This is a genomic window from Sphingobacterium deserti, assembly GCF_000757725.1.
GTDB lineage: Bacteria > Bacteroidota > Bacteroidia > Sphingobacteriales > Sphingobacteriaceae > Sphingobacterium > Sphingobacterium deserti.
Map to the genome: position 1 here is coordinate 13,043 of NZ_JJMU01000016.1, position 19,165 is coordinate 32,207.

9 protein-coding genes are annotated in these 19,165 nt (G+C 45.3%); all 9 read right to left on the minus strand.

The window, feature by feature from the left end; translation table 11 throughout:
• Positions 1-18 precede the first annotated feature (18 nt).
• The 9 genes from DI53_RS05225 to DI53_RS05265 all read right to left on the minus strand — a co-directional run bounded on the left by DI53_RS05225 (position 19) and on the right by DI53_RS05265 (position 19,153).
• Complete coding sequence (locus tag DI53_RS05225) at positions 19-1,587, minus strand: fasciclin domain-containing protein (protein WP_037496282.1); 1,569 nt, start codon at positions 1,585-1,587, stop codon at positions 19-21.
• A 17-nt stretch (positions 1,588-1,604) separates the two neighbouring features.
• Positions 1,605-3,215, minus strand: a complete 1,611-nt coding sequence (locus DI53_RS05230) for a fasciclin domain-containing protein (protein WP_037496285.1) — start codon at positions 3,213-3,215, stop codon at positions 1,605-1,607.
• Positions 3,216-3,225: 10 nt separating this feature from the next.
• The gene (locus DI53_RS05235) at positions 3,226-4,692 is read right to left on the minus strand and encodes a RagB/SusD family nutrient uptake outer membrane protein (RefSeq protein ID WP_037496288.1); all 1,467 of its coding nucleotides are present in this window, start codon (positions 4,690-4,692) and stop codon (positions 3,226-3,228) included.
• A gap of 10 nt (positions 4,693-4,702) precedes the next feature.
• The gene (locus tag DI53_RS05240) at positions 4,703-7,954 is read right to left on the minus strand and encodes a SusC/RagA family TonB-linked outer membrane protein (protein ID WP_037496291.1); all 3,252 of its coding nucleotides are present in this window, start codon (positions 7,952-7,954) and stop codon (positions 4,703-4,705) included.
• A gap of 44 nt (positions 7,955-7,998) precedes the next feature.
• Entirely contained in the window at positions 7,999-10,197 is a 2,199-nt protein-coding gene (locus DI53_RS05245) for a fasciclin domain-containing protein (protein ID WP_037496293.1), read from the minus strand.
• Positions 10,198-10,822: 625 nt separating this feature from the next.
• On the minus strand, positions 10,823-11,959 hold the full coding sequence (locus DI53_RS05250) for a glycoside hydrolase family 88/105 protein (RefSeq protein ID WP_037496296.1): 1,137 nt from the start codon (positions 11,957-11,959) through the stop codon (positions 10,823-10,825).
• 4 nt (positions 11,960-11,963) lie between these two features.
• Positions 11,964-14,108, minus strand: a complete 2,145-nt coding sequence (locus tag DI53_RS05255; RefSeq protein WP_037496299.1) for a hypothetical protein — start codon at positions 14,106-14,108, stop codon at positions 11,964-11,966.
• A gap of 27 nt (positions 14,109-14,135) precedes the next feature.
• A complete protein-coding gene (locus DI53_RS05260) occupies positions 14,136-17,747 on the minus strand; it encodes a DUF4450 domain-containing protein (RefSeq protein WP_037496301.1) in 3,612 nt (1,203 codons plus the stop codon).
• 2 nt (positions 17,748-17,749) lie between these two features.
• The gene (locus DI53_RS05265) at positions 17,750-19,153 is read right to left on the minus strand and encodes a glycoside hydrolase family 28 protein (protein ID WP_241462374.1); all 1,404 of its coding nucleotides are present in this window, start codon (positions 19,151-19,153) and stop codon (positions 17,750-17,752) included.
• Between the last annotated feature and the right edge of the window lie 12 nt (positions 19,154-19,165).

A 19,165-nucleotide genomic window follows, 5' to 3' on the forward strand; every position in this document is an offset into this window, starting at 1 on the left:
TAAGCTAAAATCGGTTTCTTAATAATTATTTGCAGTAGGTATCAACGCCCAATGATAGGGCTCTAAATTCTCGACAGTCCCTTTTCCAAGACCGGCAAACTCGATCTTGATCTTGAAAGACCGAACTTCGTCACCTTCGATAACAAGTGGCCCTACTAATCCACCCCATCCGTTATAGCGTGTTCCGGAGACGGTGTTGGTCGCTCGGTCATAGTTCCAGGGACTGGATGGCTCCACGTTCAACGATCTTGCCACCGGCTTGCCATCGACATAAATATTCACGAACGGGTGAGCAGTGGCTCGGAAGCCCATGTATAAATTGTATTCACCAGGAGGAACCTCAACAACCTTGTAGCCTGTAGAACCATCACTCTTTCTTTCTAGCATAATTGGCGTAAACTCCAAAGTGGCGGGTAAATTATCGGCAATACTGCCTTGAAAAAGCAGCGTTCGGTAAGTCAGCTCAATGCCTAAGGTTGGGAAGGACACTTTATCGCGATCCCGCGGCTCAATATTGGTCACATTGGAGAGCTTGAATAACGATGCGCGTGCTGCCTCCGGCACAAACTCGTAATAATGGAACAGCTGTTTAATCATCTGGATATGTACGTTGTTTGGAATTTTCATTTTCGTAATCTCATAGATCCGTCCGTTACTCATTCGCCGAAAATCCGTATCAACGAGTTGTACCGCTGGTTTCCAAATACGCCCGAACGCCGAGGTCAAATCTGTCGAACCGTAGTTATCAACAACTTGGTTATAGAATATTGCTTCTTTTATCCAATTAAAGGCGATTAATGAATCTTGTTTGAGGAATGTTTTTCCAAATTGGACATAGAGTCCTGCCAAGTCATCAAAACACCCTTTAATCACCTCATTGCTAGGTAGAAACATGGTAACATTCGAAAATTCCGATCGAATGTTTGCTCTATCGAAAATCGGGTTGCTGATGACGAAAACCGAGTCATAGACGGTATTCCCTGTTGGATCGACCCCAATGGGAACGCTGCTTTGCCGATCAAAAATGGTATCGTTCATCGCCAACACCGTATCTCGGATCATCGAATAGTCCGCTCCAAGCGTACTCACATACTCGTATATACTGACGTCTGGTGTAAGTAATTGACTGATCTCGTGTACTACGCCATTTTTACACAGCTGATTTCCATTGATGATGGTTGCGTCGCCCACGTGAAAAACGTTATTGTCTTTCATTACGGTCAGATACTTTCCATTGAGCATCATTACCCGCAAGCCACTCTTCAATTTGGTATAATCATACACTAAATTGTTCACATGATATTGCAGAACAAATTTGATATCTACACCGAGGCTGCTTAATATGGCCATCTTATCGTTGGACACCGCCCAAACCGTTAGATTTTGGTCTCTTTTAAGCTCTTCGGCTAGATCATACTCTTCGAGTTTAGCGACGAACGATGAATATTCAGGTTGTGTTTTCAAATAGGCTAAGAGGTCTAAAGCAGAGGTCGTTCCCTCTTCGCTGTAGTGGTCGGCCCAGTTTCTTTTGCATCCGCTCGATAACAAGACGAGGAAAAGCATAACGATAGAATAAATAGGTTTCATAATGAAAGTATTTTTAATCAGTTTACAGGATCAAATTGGATATAATCGAGTGTAAGCAGCTTCCCGTCCAAGGAAAGAATGCGCAACGTATGGTCTGTTGTTTCAGGGAAATCTACAGTGGCCAGCTCTTGCGTACTGACGCGATCGGTACTGGTATTGGACAGCACGAGCCGCGGATAAATCATGACGTTATCCAGCACGAAGGCACATATCCCGGTACTAGCGGCGTTACGTGTACTGGGCCATACCAATTTCACCTTATATTTCCCACGTACAATCGTGGGACTTTTCATCTGCATCCAGCCAGATTCACCCAATTCTACCCGAAAGTGATCATAATTAAGCGTGCCTGTATACCAAATTCCATCAGCGCTTCTGTTGTTTCTGTAAGTCAACACATTCGCGCGGGTCTCTGGTTGGGAAGCCCACACAATACTGGTCAACTCGTTCGCCGTGAACACTTTGTTGTATTGTGCACCTAACGTCCGATTGCGGTATTGAGTCACATTGGCGGCGATATCGGGGTAATCTGTAAATTCCCAAATGACCGACACCTGCTCTGGCAAGAACAGTGGCATCCAGTTATCCACTTCATGGACAACGCCATTTTTACAAGCGATATTGGTTTCCAAGAATTGGATGGCCAACCGGCTAATCGGGTTTTCATTTAACTGCAGACCGGCAGTTCCCTCGGAAACCTTGATCAATTCATTCGTAGCTAGGGTCGGCAAATTCACCTTTTTAAGGGCGGTAGGAAACTGTCCCAAATCGGCGTAAGATAATTGTTGATTCAGCAAGTGATAGGCGACATATTTGTTCAGCGCATTGCTGGCTGCGCTATAGTCGCTTCCACTTGGCACCTGCAGTTTTGCCAAAAGATCCTGAAACGTAGTAATTCCATCGCGGGCATAGACCGCGTTACTAACGGCAAAGGCCGTATACTTGAAACGTTGTTGAATCGGGTTTCCGGCGGCATCTGTCCCTTCGGTATAAATCGTAGACAGCAATTCTTTGTAACCTGTGGATTCCAGCGCTTCTAAAAAGAGGCTATATTTGGGATCGTTCAGCCGATCAGCAATTGTCGCGGTAAGTGGTGTTACGACATCGTCCAAACTATGGATGATCCCGTTAGTCGCTTTGATGTCAAATCCGTTGAACCTTGCTTCGCCATTCAAATAAATAGCTTCGAGTCCACCGGCTCGAAATTCAACGAAGAGGTTGTCATCCGTTGCATTCAGGTCATTGATGGCACCACTCTGAAATTGGCCTAGATCGATTTCAAAATCGGGTATCAGATGATAGCGAACCAAATAGTTCGCATCTTCTTTTGACATATCTGCAACCGAGGCTAGGTTAAGGGTTTTAAGGTAACGCTCCACACCTTCGTTTACCGGCGCAAAATGGGTATAAACGGTATTAATATTCAACGTATTGAATAAATCGGCTTTCTCCAAGACCTGCACCCATAGCGCATATTTCTCGGGGTTGTTCTTCAAATAGGTTGCTATTGGCGTTTCGGCATAGGCCGTATACGTGTTGTCTTCGAACTCATCTCGACAGGAGCTGAGAAAAGCGAAAATCGAACAAAGGAAGAACAAAAATAATCTAGTATGTCTATTAGCTTTCATCTCTTCTCGGTTAGTTTAAATTTTCATAATAAGGGTTTTGCACCAGCAGCTTATTGTAGCGCAATTCATTTGCATGAATGGGTAAATAGTGGGCATTTACATTCATCAACTGCGATCGGATGACTGGTGTTGAAGCGCCCGCAGCACCCAAGAGTATCTGTTCGATAAAATAATCTTTGTATCTGTAATCATTGCGTTGTGCAATACGCAGCAGGTCGAACCAACATTTCCCCTCGCCTACGAATTCGCGGGTACGTTCTTCTAACAGCGCGTGCAGCATCTCGATTTCTGTGTTGCCGGCATCTAGCGGACGGGAAATTGCCGCTCTAGAGCGTACGCTCGTTATCAACTCTATAGCGGCAGGATAGAAGGACTCGCCTTTCATGATCAACGCTTCGGCTTTCATCAAATAGATGTCCGCCATCCGGTAGATGATCCAATTCTGATCACTAAACGGCCTTGGAATCGTCGTGTTTCCTTCTGCACCCAAGTATTTCCATAATTTAAGGTCGCTTGCCTGGTAGCTCGCTCCCGCACCTCGGATATCCTCGCTATTTTCTTGAAATAGCGCAATGGCATGGGCGGATATCACCCAATTGAAATTACTGCCGAAAATAGTCATCAAGGTGTTGTTCTGTGCTTTTGTGTTATCAAACTGCACTTCAAAAATCCCTTCGTTGGAATTCCGTTGGCTGAAGATTGTAAACCAATTATTCTTATTGTTTACAACGCCCTGCATTAACCCTACCCTACCGGATTCCAGAACCGCATTGCAAGAAATAATTGCATCGTCGTAATTTCCCAACCAGAGGTGTGCATCGGCCAACAACGCGTGTATAGACCATTTTGTTGATCGACCTTTCGTTTCCCAAACGGTAGGCCATATCTCCTTGCTGTTTGCCAATGCTGTATTCAGGTCAAAAACGATCTGCTCGAATAGCTGCGCTCTAGAAGTTTTAGGAAGCTCATATGCTTGCGCATCGTTCATGTAGGGTTCTAGCACCAGCGGCGCCTCACCGAAGGTGCGCACAATATAAAAATAGCTGAGTGCACGCAAGAAATAGGCCTCTGATAGAAAGGACTGCATCGTCGCTTGATTGAAGGATGGATCTTTATCGACGACTGAAGGTCCATACTTAATCACCATATTTGCGTAATTGATGATTTGATAAAACTTATTCCATTTTACGTATTCATTGGTTGGTAGTAGTGAAAAGCTTTTCAACCGAACCAGATCGTTCTTGAGATATCCGCCCAAACTCAAGGTATTGCCCCTTGCTTCTCCCCATACCAACATGGTTTCCAAAGATTGCTGTAAGGTCACATAAGCCGATCCAAGAACGGCTTCAACTTCTTCTTTATTCGACCAGTAAGCATCACTGACTTGCTCATTTTGCGGCTTGACATCGAGCCATTTTTGACATGATGTGCTCGTCAACATCAAACACAGGCAGACTATTTTATATATAATTTTCATAGCTATCTATTTAAAAATTAACATTTACGCCCAATGCAAATCGCCGCGGTCTAGGCGTATTTGCATTATCCACACTCAACATATAGATGTTGCTTCCCAAGGAAACCTCTGGATCTTGGCCCGAATAGTTTGTCCATGTGAAAACATCTTGCACCGTCGTGAAGACATCAAAACGATTGATGCCGAAGCGTTCAATAAAATGTTTGGGCAAGGAATATTTCAACGAAATCATTTTAAGACGCACAAAAGAGGCATCTTCAACAAAACGGTCTGACCCCAAGAAATTATACCCCTCGCCATATAGTGCTCTTGGTATATCGGTGTCATCACCTTCGTTGCGCCAGCGACCTAAAACTGCAGTACTCTGGTTGGACGGTCCAAACATGTTCTCGGTCTTGATCCGCACGTTGTTGACGACCTTTTGACCGAAACGGCCATGCAGGAATGTCGTTAGGGAGAAGGCCTTATAGCGCACATTAAATCCTCCACCCGATGTAAACAATGGCATGGCATTCCCCAAGTAGACGATATCATACTGGTTGATGACGCCATTTCCATCGAGATCCTGGTACTTGGCGTCGCCGGCATAAACCTTCCGATTACCATTTGACATCACTACCGCTTCTCCTTCCAGATCATAGATGAGATTGCCATTAAGATCTTTTGCAAACGTTTCAGCCGTATTTTGATAGACGCCCAAATAGCGGTAGCCATAGAAAGAGCCTACCGGATTTCCCTCGATAATTTTATGTGCATAGTTTCCATTGCCAAAATTGTATTGTTCGAATTGTAGGTTATCTGGCAGCTCCAACACCTCGTTTCTATTTTTGGAGAAGTTAAGGTTAAAAGAGAGGTCGAAATCCTTTGAGCGAACAGCTAACGTATTAAAAATCAATTCCCATCCCTTGTTGGCAAGCTTGCCGGAATTATAGAATTTCATCTTGGCAAAGCCTGTTGACGAAGGAAGCTCGATGTCTTTTTGCAGTAAATCGGTCGTTACACGGTTGTAAAGCTCGGCCGTGACTTGCAAACGATCCTTAAAAAAGGATAGATCAATACCTAAGTCGGTTTGCTCGACGGTTTCCCATTTAAGATTATCCAGTTGAATGGACACCGGTCCGACGGCCGCCATATCGACATATCCTGGCGTAAGCGGCTGAAAAACCCCGAGGTAGGTAAAGGCACCCGAGGGCGCATTCCCTGTTCGCCCCCAACTAAAGCGTAACTTTGCTACATCGACGATGCCTAGATCTTTGATGAAATTTTCTTCGCCCAAATGCCATGCTGCGCCTACGGAAGGAAATCCTTTCCACCGGTGCTGTGCTGATAAGCTGGAGTTTGCTTCCCAACGATAGATGGCATTAATAATATATTTTTCCTTGAATGTATAATGTAAGCTGGATATCAAACCGATATTCCGTGTCATGGAATTGCCGGATCCCATCCGGATCACCGCCGCACCGGCGGTGGGATCACTTAACGAGGAGGATGCATTCCCCGACGTTTCACTTGCGTAACTATATGATCGCGATTCGTTGGTTTGCAACATGGCCGTTCCTACGACGGAATGATCCTGCGCAAATTTCTTGTTGTAAATAAACTTATTTTCGGTATTGAGGTGCAGTTCATCAGACAACATATCCGAACCACGGTTAAAGAAGGGATCTGTCCAAATCACCCCCGTCACCGACTGGGGCAGGAATTTTCGATTCTTCGTGGAGCGGGTATCAAAACCGACGGTACCCGTGTACTGTAATGAAGGTAGTACGTTGTACGTCGCGCGGAATATCACGCGTGCTTGCTCCCCTTGCGTTTTATTCATGGACTCATTCACCATGGCTACGGGGTTGTAAACACTGCTTTCGCTATCTCCTACGAAAGATCCCTGAAAATTGAGACGGGGAGTGAAATATTCATCCGTGTAATGGCCAAAATCATCCATCACATAAGGACTTAAATTGGGCATTCTATCCATTGCCATTCCTCGTGCCGTCTCTAAACTACTACCCGTCCAAAAGTTCTTACGATTACTAACGGAATAAGACATATCCGCATTGATATTGAATTTATTAGAGAACTTATAGTTGACGCTGATCAATGAATTGTAGCGATTTAACTTGGTTCCTTTTGTGGTTCCCACATCATTAAGATAACCTAACGACACGCGATAGGTAGCCTTATCGCCACCGCCACTAATGGATAGCGAGTTATCTTCAAAATGACCAACTTGGGTAACTTGATCTAACCAATTGGTATTTTGGTTATACTCGTCAAAATAAACCCATGAGGGATCGTATTTAATTTCATTGGTATTGTAAAGCAAATTCAAATAAGGAAGGGCATTTTGATAACCGAGATCATTGACCGAATTCCAAATTGCATCTTGCACCATGGCAACATATTGCCCGCCATTTAGCATGGGAATGGTCTCTGCTTCGCGTTTCATATCCAGTTTACTGGAGAAAGCAAATTGGGTTTTCCCTTTTCGGCCTTTTTTGGTCGTAAATAACAAGACGCCATTTGCTCCTCGCGATCCCCAAATAGCGGTGGCGGCAGCATCTTTTAGGACTTCGATCGATTCGATGTCGTTGGGGGAAATATTGACCAGTGCGCCAAAATCCTCATCATTGGCTGTGGAGAAGTTAAAGTCACTCCCTATGGAAGTCGGGTAAGGTACACCATCTACCACAATCAAGGGTTCTGAATTTCCATTTAATGAAGAGGTTCCGCGGATACGAATAGAGCTTCTTGCGCCAGGATCTGAACTGGAAATAATATCCACATTGGCCAAACGCCCTTGTAGTCCCCCTTCAATGGACGAAAAGGGCATCGTTTCCAGCTCTTTCATTTCAAATTTCTCGGTTGCCGATATCTGGTTACGATAAGATATGCCCATGTTGTTCTTCGTGTTGACGCCTTCTCGCGTTACCACCACCTCTTCTATCGATGTGTCATCACGAACTAATGTTAGGTTAATCGTACCTTGTCCATTGTACACAATTCGGGTAGATTTATAGCCTATACAAGCAATAATAATAGAGAGGTTCTGCTCTGGCGGTACCTCGACACTATACTGGCCAAGGTGATCCGTAGATGCTCCTTTCAAATTTCGCTTATCTTTGTTTTCCACAAACACAGAGGCACCGTGAAGTGGCAGATCATGCTCGCCTTTTACAACGCCGATCAGTACTTTTGATTGCTGACCGTAGGCCGTAAAGACGAAGCCGATACAGATAATTAGGGTTAATAGATTTAGCCTCATTTATTTTTCTGTTTAAATGATATTCTAATAAGTTAAGTTCTTGTTTACTTCTTTAATAGGGTTTGTATGGGGTAGACGGCTCCATCGGCAAATACTTTAGGCAGCACGTTTGTAATAGGAATAGTCGTATTATCCCCATCCCTGAGCAGCAAGCTGCTACCATTGTCTACTAGGGTAAGCTGCCGGTAGACGTTATAGCCTGTTCGCAGGGCGGTATTCCAAGTGCCTTGCACGCCAAATCCCGGGAAAGGGTAATCTGACAGTGAGTTATCGGCGACAGAAACGAAGTAAGCCTTCAGGTATTCGGCAAGTGCTGCATTGTTAGTTGGGATAAGGCCATCTTGCAAACCTTTCAAAACTGTTTGATTATCTGGCGCGAACAGCAGAAAACGGTTTCCGAAAAGGAAAGAAAGGGAATTCCCGGTTTGCAGCAACCCGGCTCTGACCAAAAGCTTGGAAAACTCCGCATAGTTATGTAGCGGGTTACTTGCAGATTCAGCACCCAATAGGGTGAATTTGATGGTGCCATTTTCGGCCAGCAACGATTCACTAGGCTCATAGCTATATCCATTATACCAGCTGCCGCTGATGTTGGTGGCGGCGATGCCCTGCTGCGCATTATAAGCAGACATCGAATACACATCTCCATTTTGGGTGTAGATATACGAAAATGGGTTCCGGGTGCGATAGACCTTTTTATCTTGGAGGGAGCTTATTTTTCCGTATGCGACGTGGTTAGAAACAAACAACTCTTGTTGTCTTTGCGAAAGCGGTACCCTTATGCCTTCCGAGTTTTCCACCAACACGGCTTCATCACCGAAGACGAGTGGATTGCCCTCCGACCAGAAGATATAACTATCGCCATACAAGGTATTGAGGATGGCTTCGTCGGTAGGAATAAACAAGGTAAATTCGATATCTCGGCTTGATAAGGTTTGATATAAGCCACTATTGTACAGCATGTACATAAAAATTTTATACTTTGGATTGCGCAACGCTGCGCCGGTAACGCTGTTAAAAAGGTCTGGTACCAATACTTTATTTAAGCCATAAAAAGCACCATTCGATGCAATGGCTTTTGCCAAAACATCTGTATTCGGATTGAATGCAATAGGCGTTCCATAGGACGTTTTGATATCGGGATTTTTGCCAATTTCTGAAGGAAAGACCACACTGCCCTGGTACACGTGATTATTTATCAGCAGCGATAAAGGCAAAAGATCAACCTCTTGTAAGGATCGGTAGTGTGCTGCGAAATAGGTATTGAAAAATGCCTGCAATGACTGGTTACTCGGGGCAAAAACATTGAAAGCACGGTAGCTCAAACCACCGAGATCAAAGTAATCAAAAGATCCCGTAAGACCGTATGATGTCCATTCAGAAGCAATAGCTGGCAAGTTACCGTGATTGAGCACATAAAGTGAGTCGCCGGCCGCGGCATAATCTCTACTGGTTTGCTCATCGTACGTAAAATTGCGATAGCGATCATAGATAGCAACGAAATCACTAAAAGCCGTTTGTGCACTCAGCGTCTCGTACACGGTATTCAGCGGTTCCAACACTTGGTCGACGATGTATAAATAGCCATTGTCTGCAGGAATAGCATATTCAACCACGCCGGCATTGGCCACATTAAAACCATCTGCACCCTTCCAACGTGCCGATCCAAAGAAATAATCGTAGTTCGCTGCCGGATCAATTCCTTTTGTTTGAAAATGTGTGTTTGACAAAACCGGTAGAAAACGGTCTTTATGATATACTTTTTTAGACTTACCATCGGTTTTGTCGAGGTCGACCGAGATGGTATCTTGGCTGCGTGTACGATGCTTATAGTAGAGGCCAGCAAAATTAGGTTCGATATGCTCACTGCCATTAGGCTGATAGTTTTGTAGCCTAAACCTATCGTAAGAATAATAAACTAGATGATAGCCAATAAGCTTCTTTAATTCCTTCAGGGGAATTTGTTCAATCGTAGTTGCATTATGCAGGCTCAAATATCGCTGAAAAGCCTCATTGGAGGGTGCGAATACGGTTGTAATGGTTTTTCCATCCAATACTTCGCGAAACCCAGCAAGCTCTGCCCCCCGCAGAAAGTGGGTGAAATCGCCGCGTTGTTCTAAAATTTCCCAAACATTCCCTTTGAGCCACTCGGGCCGTTCGTAATGAGCAATGAGTTCTTTTTGGGAACAGGATACGAACCCGGTCAAAAATACACCGATGATGTACATGAAGAGTTTTTTCATACAATAGATTGGTTATCTAACGTGGTTAGCGTTTATAATTTATTAGTTTATGTGGTCGTTACAATGGTACGAAATGCAACCGGTTTCATTATCCTGTACTATCCTGCTTTACAGGACACTACACTTAAAGTATTAAAAAAAAGTTCATCTAAGCGACGCCCTGACCGTGGGCGCCAACTACAGATTGTTTATTCTAGATTTTTTTTTGCATATACCATTTAGACGACATTTCTCTGGTTCTTTTACAGCTTCGCCTATTTTGTAGCTAGGGCTAATAAACATCCAGAGCATTTCGACCGACGCCGCTGCCGGATTCTTGTTGTTGTTCTACATCGGAATGCGAACAGGTTCCGTCTCCGGACATCGGCGATGGGTAAGACATAAAAACAGCATAGTCAGTTCGTGGATTTGGTCTAATTGTTTCATTTTTGGTTAGCTAAATGTTTTTAGGTTACTTCCGCTTTGTATTGATTTTCATAGGTTTCCAAAGACGAAGTAATCAGATATCAAAATTGCAACTGGCTCCATTGTCCTGTACTGTCCTGCTCGCGACCAATTAAATAGTATTAACTCGTTTTAGCAATACGTATTTAAGGGAATAAAAAATAAAAAAAGAACGCGACGCTTAAGGTAATTCATCCAACAACTTATAAACCTCCGTTCCAGCAAACAGTACACAGCCTAATCCATAATCCTCAAAGTCAGGCACTTTATCAGCTGTCACTGGCTGACCATCTTTGGGTTCTTTGCCGGTAGATTGCATATAACTTAAAAAGCCCGAAGGTTGAATAGTTTCATTAGCTAAGGCAAGCCAGCCCTTTTCTATGCTGGGTAAAAATGCGTTTTTATCGAGTAGGCCGTTATTGACTCCCCAAGCCATACCGTAGACGAATAGCGCTGTCCCCGAAGCTTCTTTTCCGCCGTAATGTTTAGGGTCATGCAAACTTACGTTCCAAAAGCCGTCCGCTCTTTGGAGCGGTAACAACGCTGTCGCTAAGCTTTTAAAGTCTTGCAGGTATTCCTTGTAATGTGGGTCAGATTTTGGCAGTTCCTGTAAGACTAGCGCCAATGCGGCCAGCACCCAGCCATTACCGCGCGACCAATAGCAATCCTCGCCGTTGGGTTCTTTGTATGGCGGAATAAAGTCTTTATCGCGCCACCACAGATGATCTTTTGGGTTATATAGGCCATGCCCTCCCTCTACATACTTGATGTGTTGGTACATCTTGTGCATATGCTCAAAGTATGTAGTATCCTTTAAGGTTACACCGAGTTTTACGAATATAGGCATCGCCATTTGGATAGCATCGATCCAGGTCCAATCGTTAACGCGGCCACTCCGAATAAGCGAATCAATATTCATTTTGATGGCCGCTATACGTTCCGGTTGCGGATCAATACGGTAGAGATCGATATAAGTCATCCCACAGTTTTGATTGTCGGCATGCCGGGTGTATACTTCGCCTCGAACAGGCTTCCAAGCATGCTTCTCGCCCCATTCTACCGCATAATCGTAATATTTCTTTTGCTTATCAACCGTATAGAATGCTAAGAGCCCTTCATAATAAACGCCGCGCGTCCAAATGTTTGCTGCGCGTTCTTTGTTGGTCACGATGCGCTTGGCCGGATCAGGCCATTTTTTCATAAAATAATCATTCGCCGTACGCAGCTTTTGCAGTACCTGCTCTTTACTTGTAAAATGCTGCGCCTGGAGCGTCTGCAGCATAGTTGCTGCACAAAGCAATACATAGATTTTTTTCATCAGTTTAGGGCATTTTTTTAAAACCTTCTTTCTTTATTTTCCATGTTCCATTTTTGGGGAAGCCAGGCAGCTCCTCGGTCGAGGCGTCCCAGCCTTCCAACATCATGGCTACCGCCGTCAGTAGCCCGCCGTTGCCAGGCAGGTATATGCGCAATCGATCATCTTGGTAATTATGTCCATTTTTGAGGTAAGTGTTTGTTTGAATATCCATAAACAGCGCGTCTAACGCCTTCTCAGGCAAGTTCAGCCGTGCTGCATTCATTGCTGTCATCGGGAAATCCCATCCCCACGTATCTTCCCATGACCATTTTTCCCAAACGGTATCTAATGTATTCTTCATGATGGTTTTGTCTAGTTTTGGCGACTCGGGCACCATACCCAAGGCTCCTAAAACCGCCGGATGATCGGTCATCCACTTCGGAAAAGTATACGAATCCGTGGCTGTTTCAGTAGCGAGATAAACATTCCCCTGTACCGGCAGTGGCGCTAGCTTCCTAATCACATCGTTCCACTTTTGCACAGGAGCTTCGCCGAGTCGTTCTTTCCAGGCTTGCGCAATCCGCAAAGCCCAATCCCAATAGGCTACTTCGTAGGTAGGATTTCTTGTTTCGGCGGCTCTAAATACCTCTTGGGCAGGAATGACACCAAGACCCAAGTTATAGCGGTCTTTTTCTTTATCGTAATAGGCGTAGTCGGCCATAAAATCAGCCGTAGCGAAAACCAAATCTTTATACTTGTGCAGTAGTGCGGTATCGGCTTTGTCTCGGTAGGCCAATTCGGTCATGTAGATGATGTGCGGCTGTTGCCATATCAAAAATGCAGCTACTGAGGAAGGGCTTTCGTTGCCCTCATTATCAGACATTTTAATCCAGCGAACACCTTGGTATCCTTGGCGCTCGGCCAGTTGCTTTGCTTTATCGAAAGTTTTGAAATAGTAGCCCAAGGTTTTTTCCATAATCTCTGGCCGTCCCCACAGTGCATAATGCACGCCGTGCCACCAATGCATCTCGGTGTGCGGTTTTCCATACCAACTGTTAAATGTCAAGCCGGTTTCCTGAGGTGGGTTACTTCCGCCGCATTGTACCTTCGTCAAATATTGCGACAGCACCACACGACGCTCCAACTCGTGGGCGCGAGGATCCGTACTCCCAGCGAAGTCAACCGCAGCACCACTTTTCCAGTACTCCTCCCATGCATTCCCGCTCTCCTTCTCTGTCACTGCATAGCGCAGCTTATCTTCATCAAATTGGTTTTGTGAAGCAAAGGAAAAAGCCAATTCAAACGTATCCGATTGAGGCGACGGTGTCAATACAAAATGGTGTTTCGATTTCTCGGCAAATTGCCCTTCAGAAAAATGCAGTCGTGTAAAATAGCTCGTTCCCGGTAAGCGATGTTCCAATACCGCTGAGGTGCTATTTTGCATCAATAGCGTGGAGGTATGCTGGGCTTCTTCTCCGTAATAAGCCGCTTCATCTAAAAACTTGCCTGTGGGGTACGGGTAACGGACGAATACCTTGATACGTCCCGTAGCGATTAACGGCGAAGACACTTTTACGGCGACTTGGTCAGCACTCTGTGCAGCGGCGGTCCATACCTCGACAGGCTCAGCCTCCACCTGGAAAACACTGTGGATTAAGCCTGTCCAAAGATCAATGGTTTGTTTGATTTCCTTAATATCTTGCACGTCGGCTATCTCACCATTTTTGAGCTGAATCTCGAAGCCAACATTTCCTAATTGCAAACGATGTGGATTAACCCGGTAATATTCTGTCGCTTCCCGATGCCTTCCCGGCTCCTTGTGTTGTATGCTGTACTTCGCGTCACGACCTTCCTTATTAAAATCGTAGGCCTTTAGTGTTTCCACAAAGCTAAACTCACCGGTGTTCGGGAAACTATTCCAGCCCCACTCGGATTGCGTGCCCAAAGAAACCCCATTTTTATAGTATGCCGGAAAAGATTGCAGTCCTGTGGCATCTACGGTGTATGCAAAAGCTCCATTGCCGACGGTCAAAGAAGCCAATGTATCCATGCTGTTGTTAGTCACATTATGCCGTTGTACCACGGCTTTCCGATCTATTTTGGTCGAATCCTGCGTTTTACAAGCTGCGAAAAGCAGCAGCGCAATCCCGAAAATGATATTCTTTTTCATAGTATTCGTTATAAGTTCACACGTTATCTATCTGTTCACTATTTGCTGTCCATTATTTTGTAGTAAGGTGGCTGCCATAATTCCGATCACAACATCATTGGCTTCACAGATCAGGCTTAAAGACTTCAGTTCCTTGGATGGATCCAGTGGAAGATCTAAAATACTGGCTGCTCCGCCATCTATCGCGCGCGATGTGTAGCCCTTTATATCATCATATCGACGCAGACTACCTCCTTTATACAATTCACCTGTCTTTAGCTTCACCCGATAGGGGATCTCTGCATCGGGCAGTTCAAAGGCATAATTATCATCCAAGTAATCCTGTTCAATAGGCCACCAATTAGTAGGATTTTGTAATGCTAGGGTCGATTCATGTCCATCCTTATACTGCACGCGAACCTTTGCATTGACGATCTGCGATTGCATAGGATTTGTGGAGCCGGCCATGAGTAAATAAAGCTTTTCCGCTTTTCCCGATAGCGGGACTTCCTGCTCGGTAGGGTAATTATCCCACTGGCTCGTGAACATGATATTGCGCTGTGTTCCTTTGATTAAGAAAGGGATATCCAAGTAGGTAAGGATATCATCTTTTCGTTGTTTCATCATTCCTTCATCATCGATATTTGCCGTTGTTAACGGATAGCACCAGTTACCTATTGCTTGCCAGGGCAATTGCAACGTAGGCCCTACAGGCCGGGGCGACAGGTAGCGTTGTTCAAAAATATCGCTTACGCGTGCGTTGTAAAATGTAGAAAGGTCCTGCGTGGTGTATGCTTGCTGCTGATCGATTTCCCAATACGTGTGGGATATGGTCCAAGTTGCGTTGCCTACTGTAAGGTTAATGTTATTGGTTCCTTTGGTCAGCATAGCGGTAGGCAGTTCGATCGTATGTTCTTGCCCGGGCGCCAATGCTATTTTTCGTTCGAAAGCCTGTGCTTTAAGCGACAGCGAGCAAGCTTGTGTTCCATTATTCTTCAAGCGTAGGTGATGCTTGCTATCCTCGGTTAAAAACTGATGTTGTACAGGCGCCACTATCGCCAGGTCTATAGCCCGCCAAAAGTCCATTTGCCCAGCCTGTATATGCACGAAAAAGGTTCCTTTACGGGTTTCTGGCTGCAATTGAAAACGATTTCCCTGATTGCCCCGCAATAGCTGCTGTGGATCGTGAATATCGCCCATCTTTTCCCCCTCACCTAAGGGTAAAGTAAAATCTTCGCTGTAGGGATGTTCGTAGACAGCTGTCGGAGAAAGATCCAATGTACCTTCGCCTTTGATAGCAACCTGAAAGTTGGATGATGCCGCTGTTTCAAATACAATGACAGGCCTATTGATCGCAGTAGACTTCAGCGTCCACGGCACCTCTTTTCCGTTGACCGTTACCGATGTTACTTTCGTATAACTGATTGGGAGCTCCATTTTCATTTTGAGTTGCTGTCCAAATTGGGTACGGATATCGAAATGCGTTTCACTTTTTGTCTTGCGGTACTTATACTGCCATTGCGGCAATTCTATCTCTGCAAAATCCCAAGAACTAGGAAAACCCGGGCGGACATGGATTTCTTGGTCCATTAAACGCGGTAACATCCCGAACAATCCTTCCACTAACGTACGCGATGCTACCCCAATGGGGTCTGCAAAATCACGGTATAATTCTCCTCGAAAAGCATCGTAATGCGACAATTGCTGAAAATTGCCTGGGCTGATACCATGGTACATACTTTCTATAATATTGCTTTTCCACAGCAGGTAGGCATCATCATGGCGGCCCGATTGCCAAAAGGCCAAAGCTGCTTGCAAATTTTCGGCTAGCGCCACATTGTTTATCGACCAAGTATAGGGTTGCCAAGTGCTGGTTGCCAAGGTGTATAAATTAGGCTCGGTTTGCTTCTTGACCTGTATGGGGATATGCGGCAAATGGTTATGGATGTATTGTGTATTTTGGTAACTCTCAAAATCATCCAACAAAAAGGCATCTGCTATATGGTAAATTGTCCACAGCCCTGGGCTTTCATGTCTTGATTTATTTCCCAATCGATCTTCGAATTCCGCAAAATGGCCTTTCTCTGTTATCCATAATCGATTTTTTAGCGCTTTCGCAATCTTATCGGCTTCTGCGGTAAAAGGCTGAGAGTCGACACCTAAGATCCCCGCTAACTTTGCAGCAGCGCGATTAGCGCGATAATTGTAGGCGCTACTGTGCGTCACTCCTCCGCCCGAGTATTGCAGACCGTCGCTGGCCCAAATAGCACAATAGGCATCATAAAGTCCATCGTTATCTATATCGAAGTTCCGTTTTTCCCAAGCCAAATGCCGCAAGATACTGGGCCACACTTCCTTTAAATAGCTCTTGTCACCGGTGTAATCCAAATGGGAAAACAACTGATCGAAGAACACCAAATTCATATCATAGTGGTGCGGCACTTTATTGTTGTTGGGATTTCGAGATATATACCCGCTACTAAATACCGAGGTCCCCATTTTTTCGATATGCCGCGCTAAATGCAGGGCGGTATCCATAACGACTAGTGCTGTATTTGGCTCTAATACCTGGGAACGCAGGTAGCCGGAAAAATGTTCCTTGGCGCGATCATGCCAACCCAGTGCGTCCGCGGCATAAGCTCCCCGCCAAGCATTAAGGCGCATGCGCCAAGCGACCGCGCCATGCAGATAACTTGGGCTTTCCCAAATGGCGTCTGCCGCAAGCGCAAGTGTTTCTCCCACATTGTTAATGTATTGATCTGGCGTGCGCAGTTTGATACGATTGGCCAAGGCCAGTCGTGCTCGGTCAGCCTCGGCAAACAGGACGGAGAGCTCCTTGTTTGTCTTTGCTTTTCCCGAGATTGGCCCCTTTGCCACTTGGATGTATATCGGCTTGGCTACTACCTCATATTTTGCGTAGATGATTGGACTTTTAGCGGGCTTGTGCTGTTCTAGATTTGGCAGATGCTGCAGCACTGCAGCATCTGCCAAGGCCAGCTTTTGCGCGCCACCGAAGTCGCCGTGTACAAGCTGCTCTTCATTTCGCTTGCCGACGAAACGTAAGCAAAATGCGGTCTTTTGCAGATCGAAAACATTGCCCTCCGCATAGGCTGGCAACAGATAGAAACCGGATTCCGGATCGGCACCGATATCGCCATTTCGGCTGAATGTCTTACCACTTGCACCACCATATATGCTATACAACAGCGTTTCAGGATGCACTCCTTCGCCAGATATCTTCAGCACTAAGCCCTCTTCTTTATATTGGGCGAGCAGCGTCAGATGCAAGGATCCGCCTCCGAGAAGCTCGTCTTGAATGCGGTACATCATTGCGCCTGCTCGATAACGGGTTTCTATATGGTCCGCATCGATTAGTTTTTTGTATCTACCATCCCGAGCGATGACAAATTGTAGATTGCCCCCCATGCCCGGAAGATATAGGGCAAACTCTGGCAGGTCTCCTGCTTCCACTCGTGAAGCACGGTTATCGCCATACAGGGCTCTATTAAATCGGTATCGACCATTTACCAACAGGAAATCGCCCTGATCCGCGGTATAGTGCAGGTTACGTTCGTGTTTTTGCCAATGCTTAGCTTGCGCATAACATGGCTCATGAAACAAAGCGCCCAATACCAGCGCATACAGCAGTAGTTTAAACATAGTTAGTCAAATGAGGAGATCGGCTTGCCATTAATGACGACATTTTTAAGCGTCACCTGCTTCAGGTGATCTACTTTGTAGGGTTCTTGAACGCCATCGATCTTACAGTTGATCATCGTAAAGTTCGTTACCGGCGATGATTCGTAGGCACTAGATAGCACGGCATACTTGCCGCCGCCCTTCACTTCCAAATTTTCCACCCATATATTGCGGATCGTCGGGATATGCTTTCCTGGCTTTTCGTAAAACATATTGAATCGCACCGCAGCTTCTTTGTATTGCCCCACTTCGGTGTTATAGAAAAACACATTCTCGATGGTACCTCCACGGCTGGAGCTTGTTTTTATGCGCAGGGCGCGATCCAGGTTTGGGCTGTCCATCACATTGTTGAGGGCGTAGATATTTCTTGCGCCACCCGCTATCTCACTACCGATGACCACACCGCCATGGCCATCTTTCATCATACAGTTTTCGATAATGTGGTTTTCTGCAGGACGACCAATGTTACGGCCGTCTTCGTCTCTTCCTGATTTGATCGCGATACAATCATCTCCTGTATCAAAATAACAATCTTTGATCCACACATTTTTGCAAGCTTCTGGGTCGCAACCATCATTGTTGGGTCCGTGGCTTACGATCTTAACACGCTCAATAAGTACATTCTCACACAATACCGGATTAAGGTTCCACATCGGCGAATTAATCATCTTTACATCAGCAATCCACACATTTTTACATTGATAGGGCTGCACAAAATTGGGACGCAGGAAATGGCCATCGCCATATATCCTTTTTCGAGAATCCATCTCTTCGGCCATCTGTTGGTGCAGGAGCGCTCGGGCAGGCTTTTGCTCGCCGGGCTTGCTTTCGTCCCATCCATACTTGCGCGCGCCGCACCAATACCACCAGTGGTCATTATCCGAATTACCATCCAAAAGCCCTTTTCCCGTAATGGCGATATTCTCTTCGCCGTACGCATAGATAAATGGGGAGAAATTCATGCATTCCATGCCTTCCCAACGGGTGAAAACCATCGGGTAATCTGAACTATCACGGCTAAACAAGATGGTAGCACCTTCCTGAATGTGTAAATTCACATTGCTTTTTAGATATATTGCTCCAGTTAAAAAGATCCCATTGGGTACGACGACGCGTCCGCCACCATCTTTATTGCATTGCTCAATAGCTTTACGAATGGCCTCGGTATTTTTCGTGACGCCGTCGCCCTTTGCACCATAGTTGGTAATAGCGTAATCTTTGCTGCGGAATGTTGGTGCTACAATCTGCTTCTTAAGTGCTTCAATCTCTGCAAGCGGTTGCGAAGCTGCTGTCCATGTTGTCTCTTGCGCCATTGAATACGATATGGCTAAACAGATAAGGATACTTCCAATTATTTTTTTCATCATAGTGGTTTATAA

Excerpts from the sequence above, each read along its gene's own strand:
- DI53_RS05260 (WP_037496301.1), bottom strand. The coding sequence starts at position 17,747 with ATGTTTAAACTACTGCTGTATGCGCTGGTATTGGGCGCTTTGTTTCAT.
- DI53_RS05240 (WP_037496291.1), bottom strand. The coding sequence starts at position 7,954 with ATGAGGCTAAATCTATTAACCCTAATTATCTGTATCGGCTTCGTCTTT.
- DI53_RS05255 (WP_037496299.1), bottom strand. The coding sequence starts at position 14,108 with ATGAAAAAGAATATCATTTTCGGGATTGCGCTGCTGCTTTTCGCAGCT.
- DI53_RS05250 (WP_037496296.1), bottom strand. The coding sequence starts at position 11,959 with ATGAAAAAAATCTATGTATTGCTTTGTGCAGCAACTATGCTGCAGACG.
- DI53_RS05225 (WP_037496282.1), bottom strand. The coding sequence starts at position 1,587 with ATGAAACCTATTTATTCTATCGTTATGCTTTTCCTCGTCTTGTTATCG.
- DI53_RS05230 (WP_037496285.1), bottom strand. The coding sequence starts at position 3,215 with ATGAAAGCTAATAGACATACTAGATTATTTTTGTTCTTCCTTTGTTCG.
- DI53_RS05265 (WP_241462374.1), bottom strand. The coding sequence starts at position 19,153 with ATGATGAAAAAAATAATTGGAAGTATCCTTATCTGTTTAGCCATATCG.
- DI53_RS05245 (WP_037496293.1), bottom strand. The coding sequence starts at position 10,197 with ATGAAAAAACTCTTCATGTACATCATCGGTGTATTTTTGACCGGGTTC.
- DI53_RS05235 (WP_037496288.1), bottom strand. The coding sequence starts at position 4,692 with ATGAAAATTATATATAAAATAGTCTGCCTGTGTTTGATGTTGACGAGC.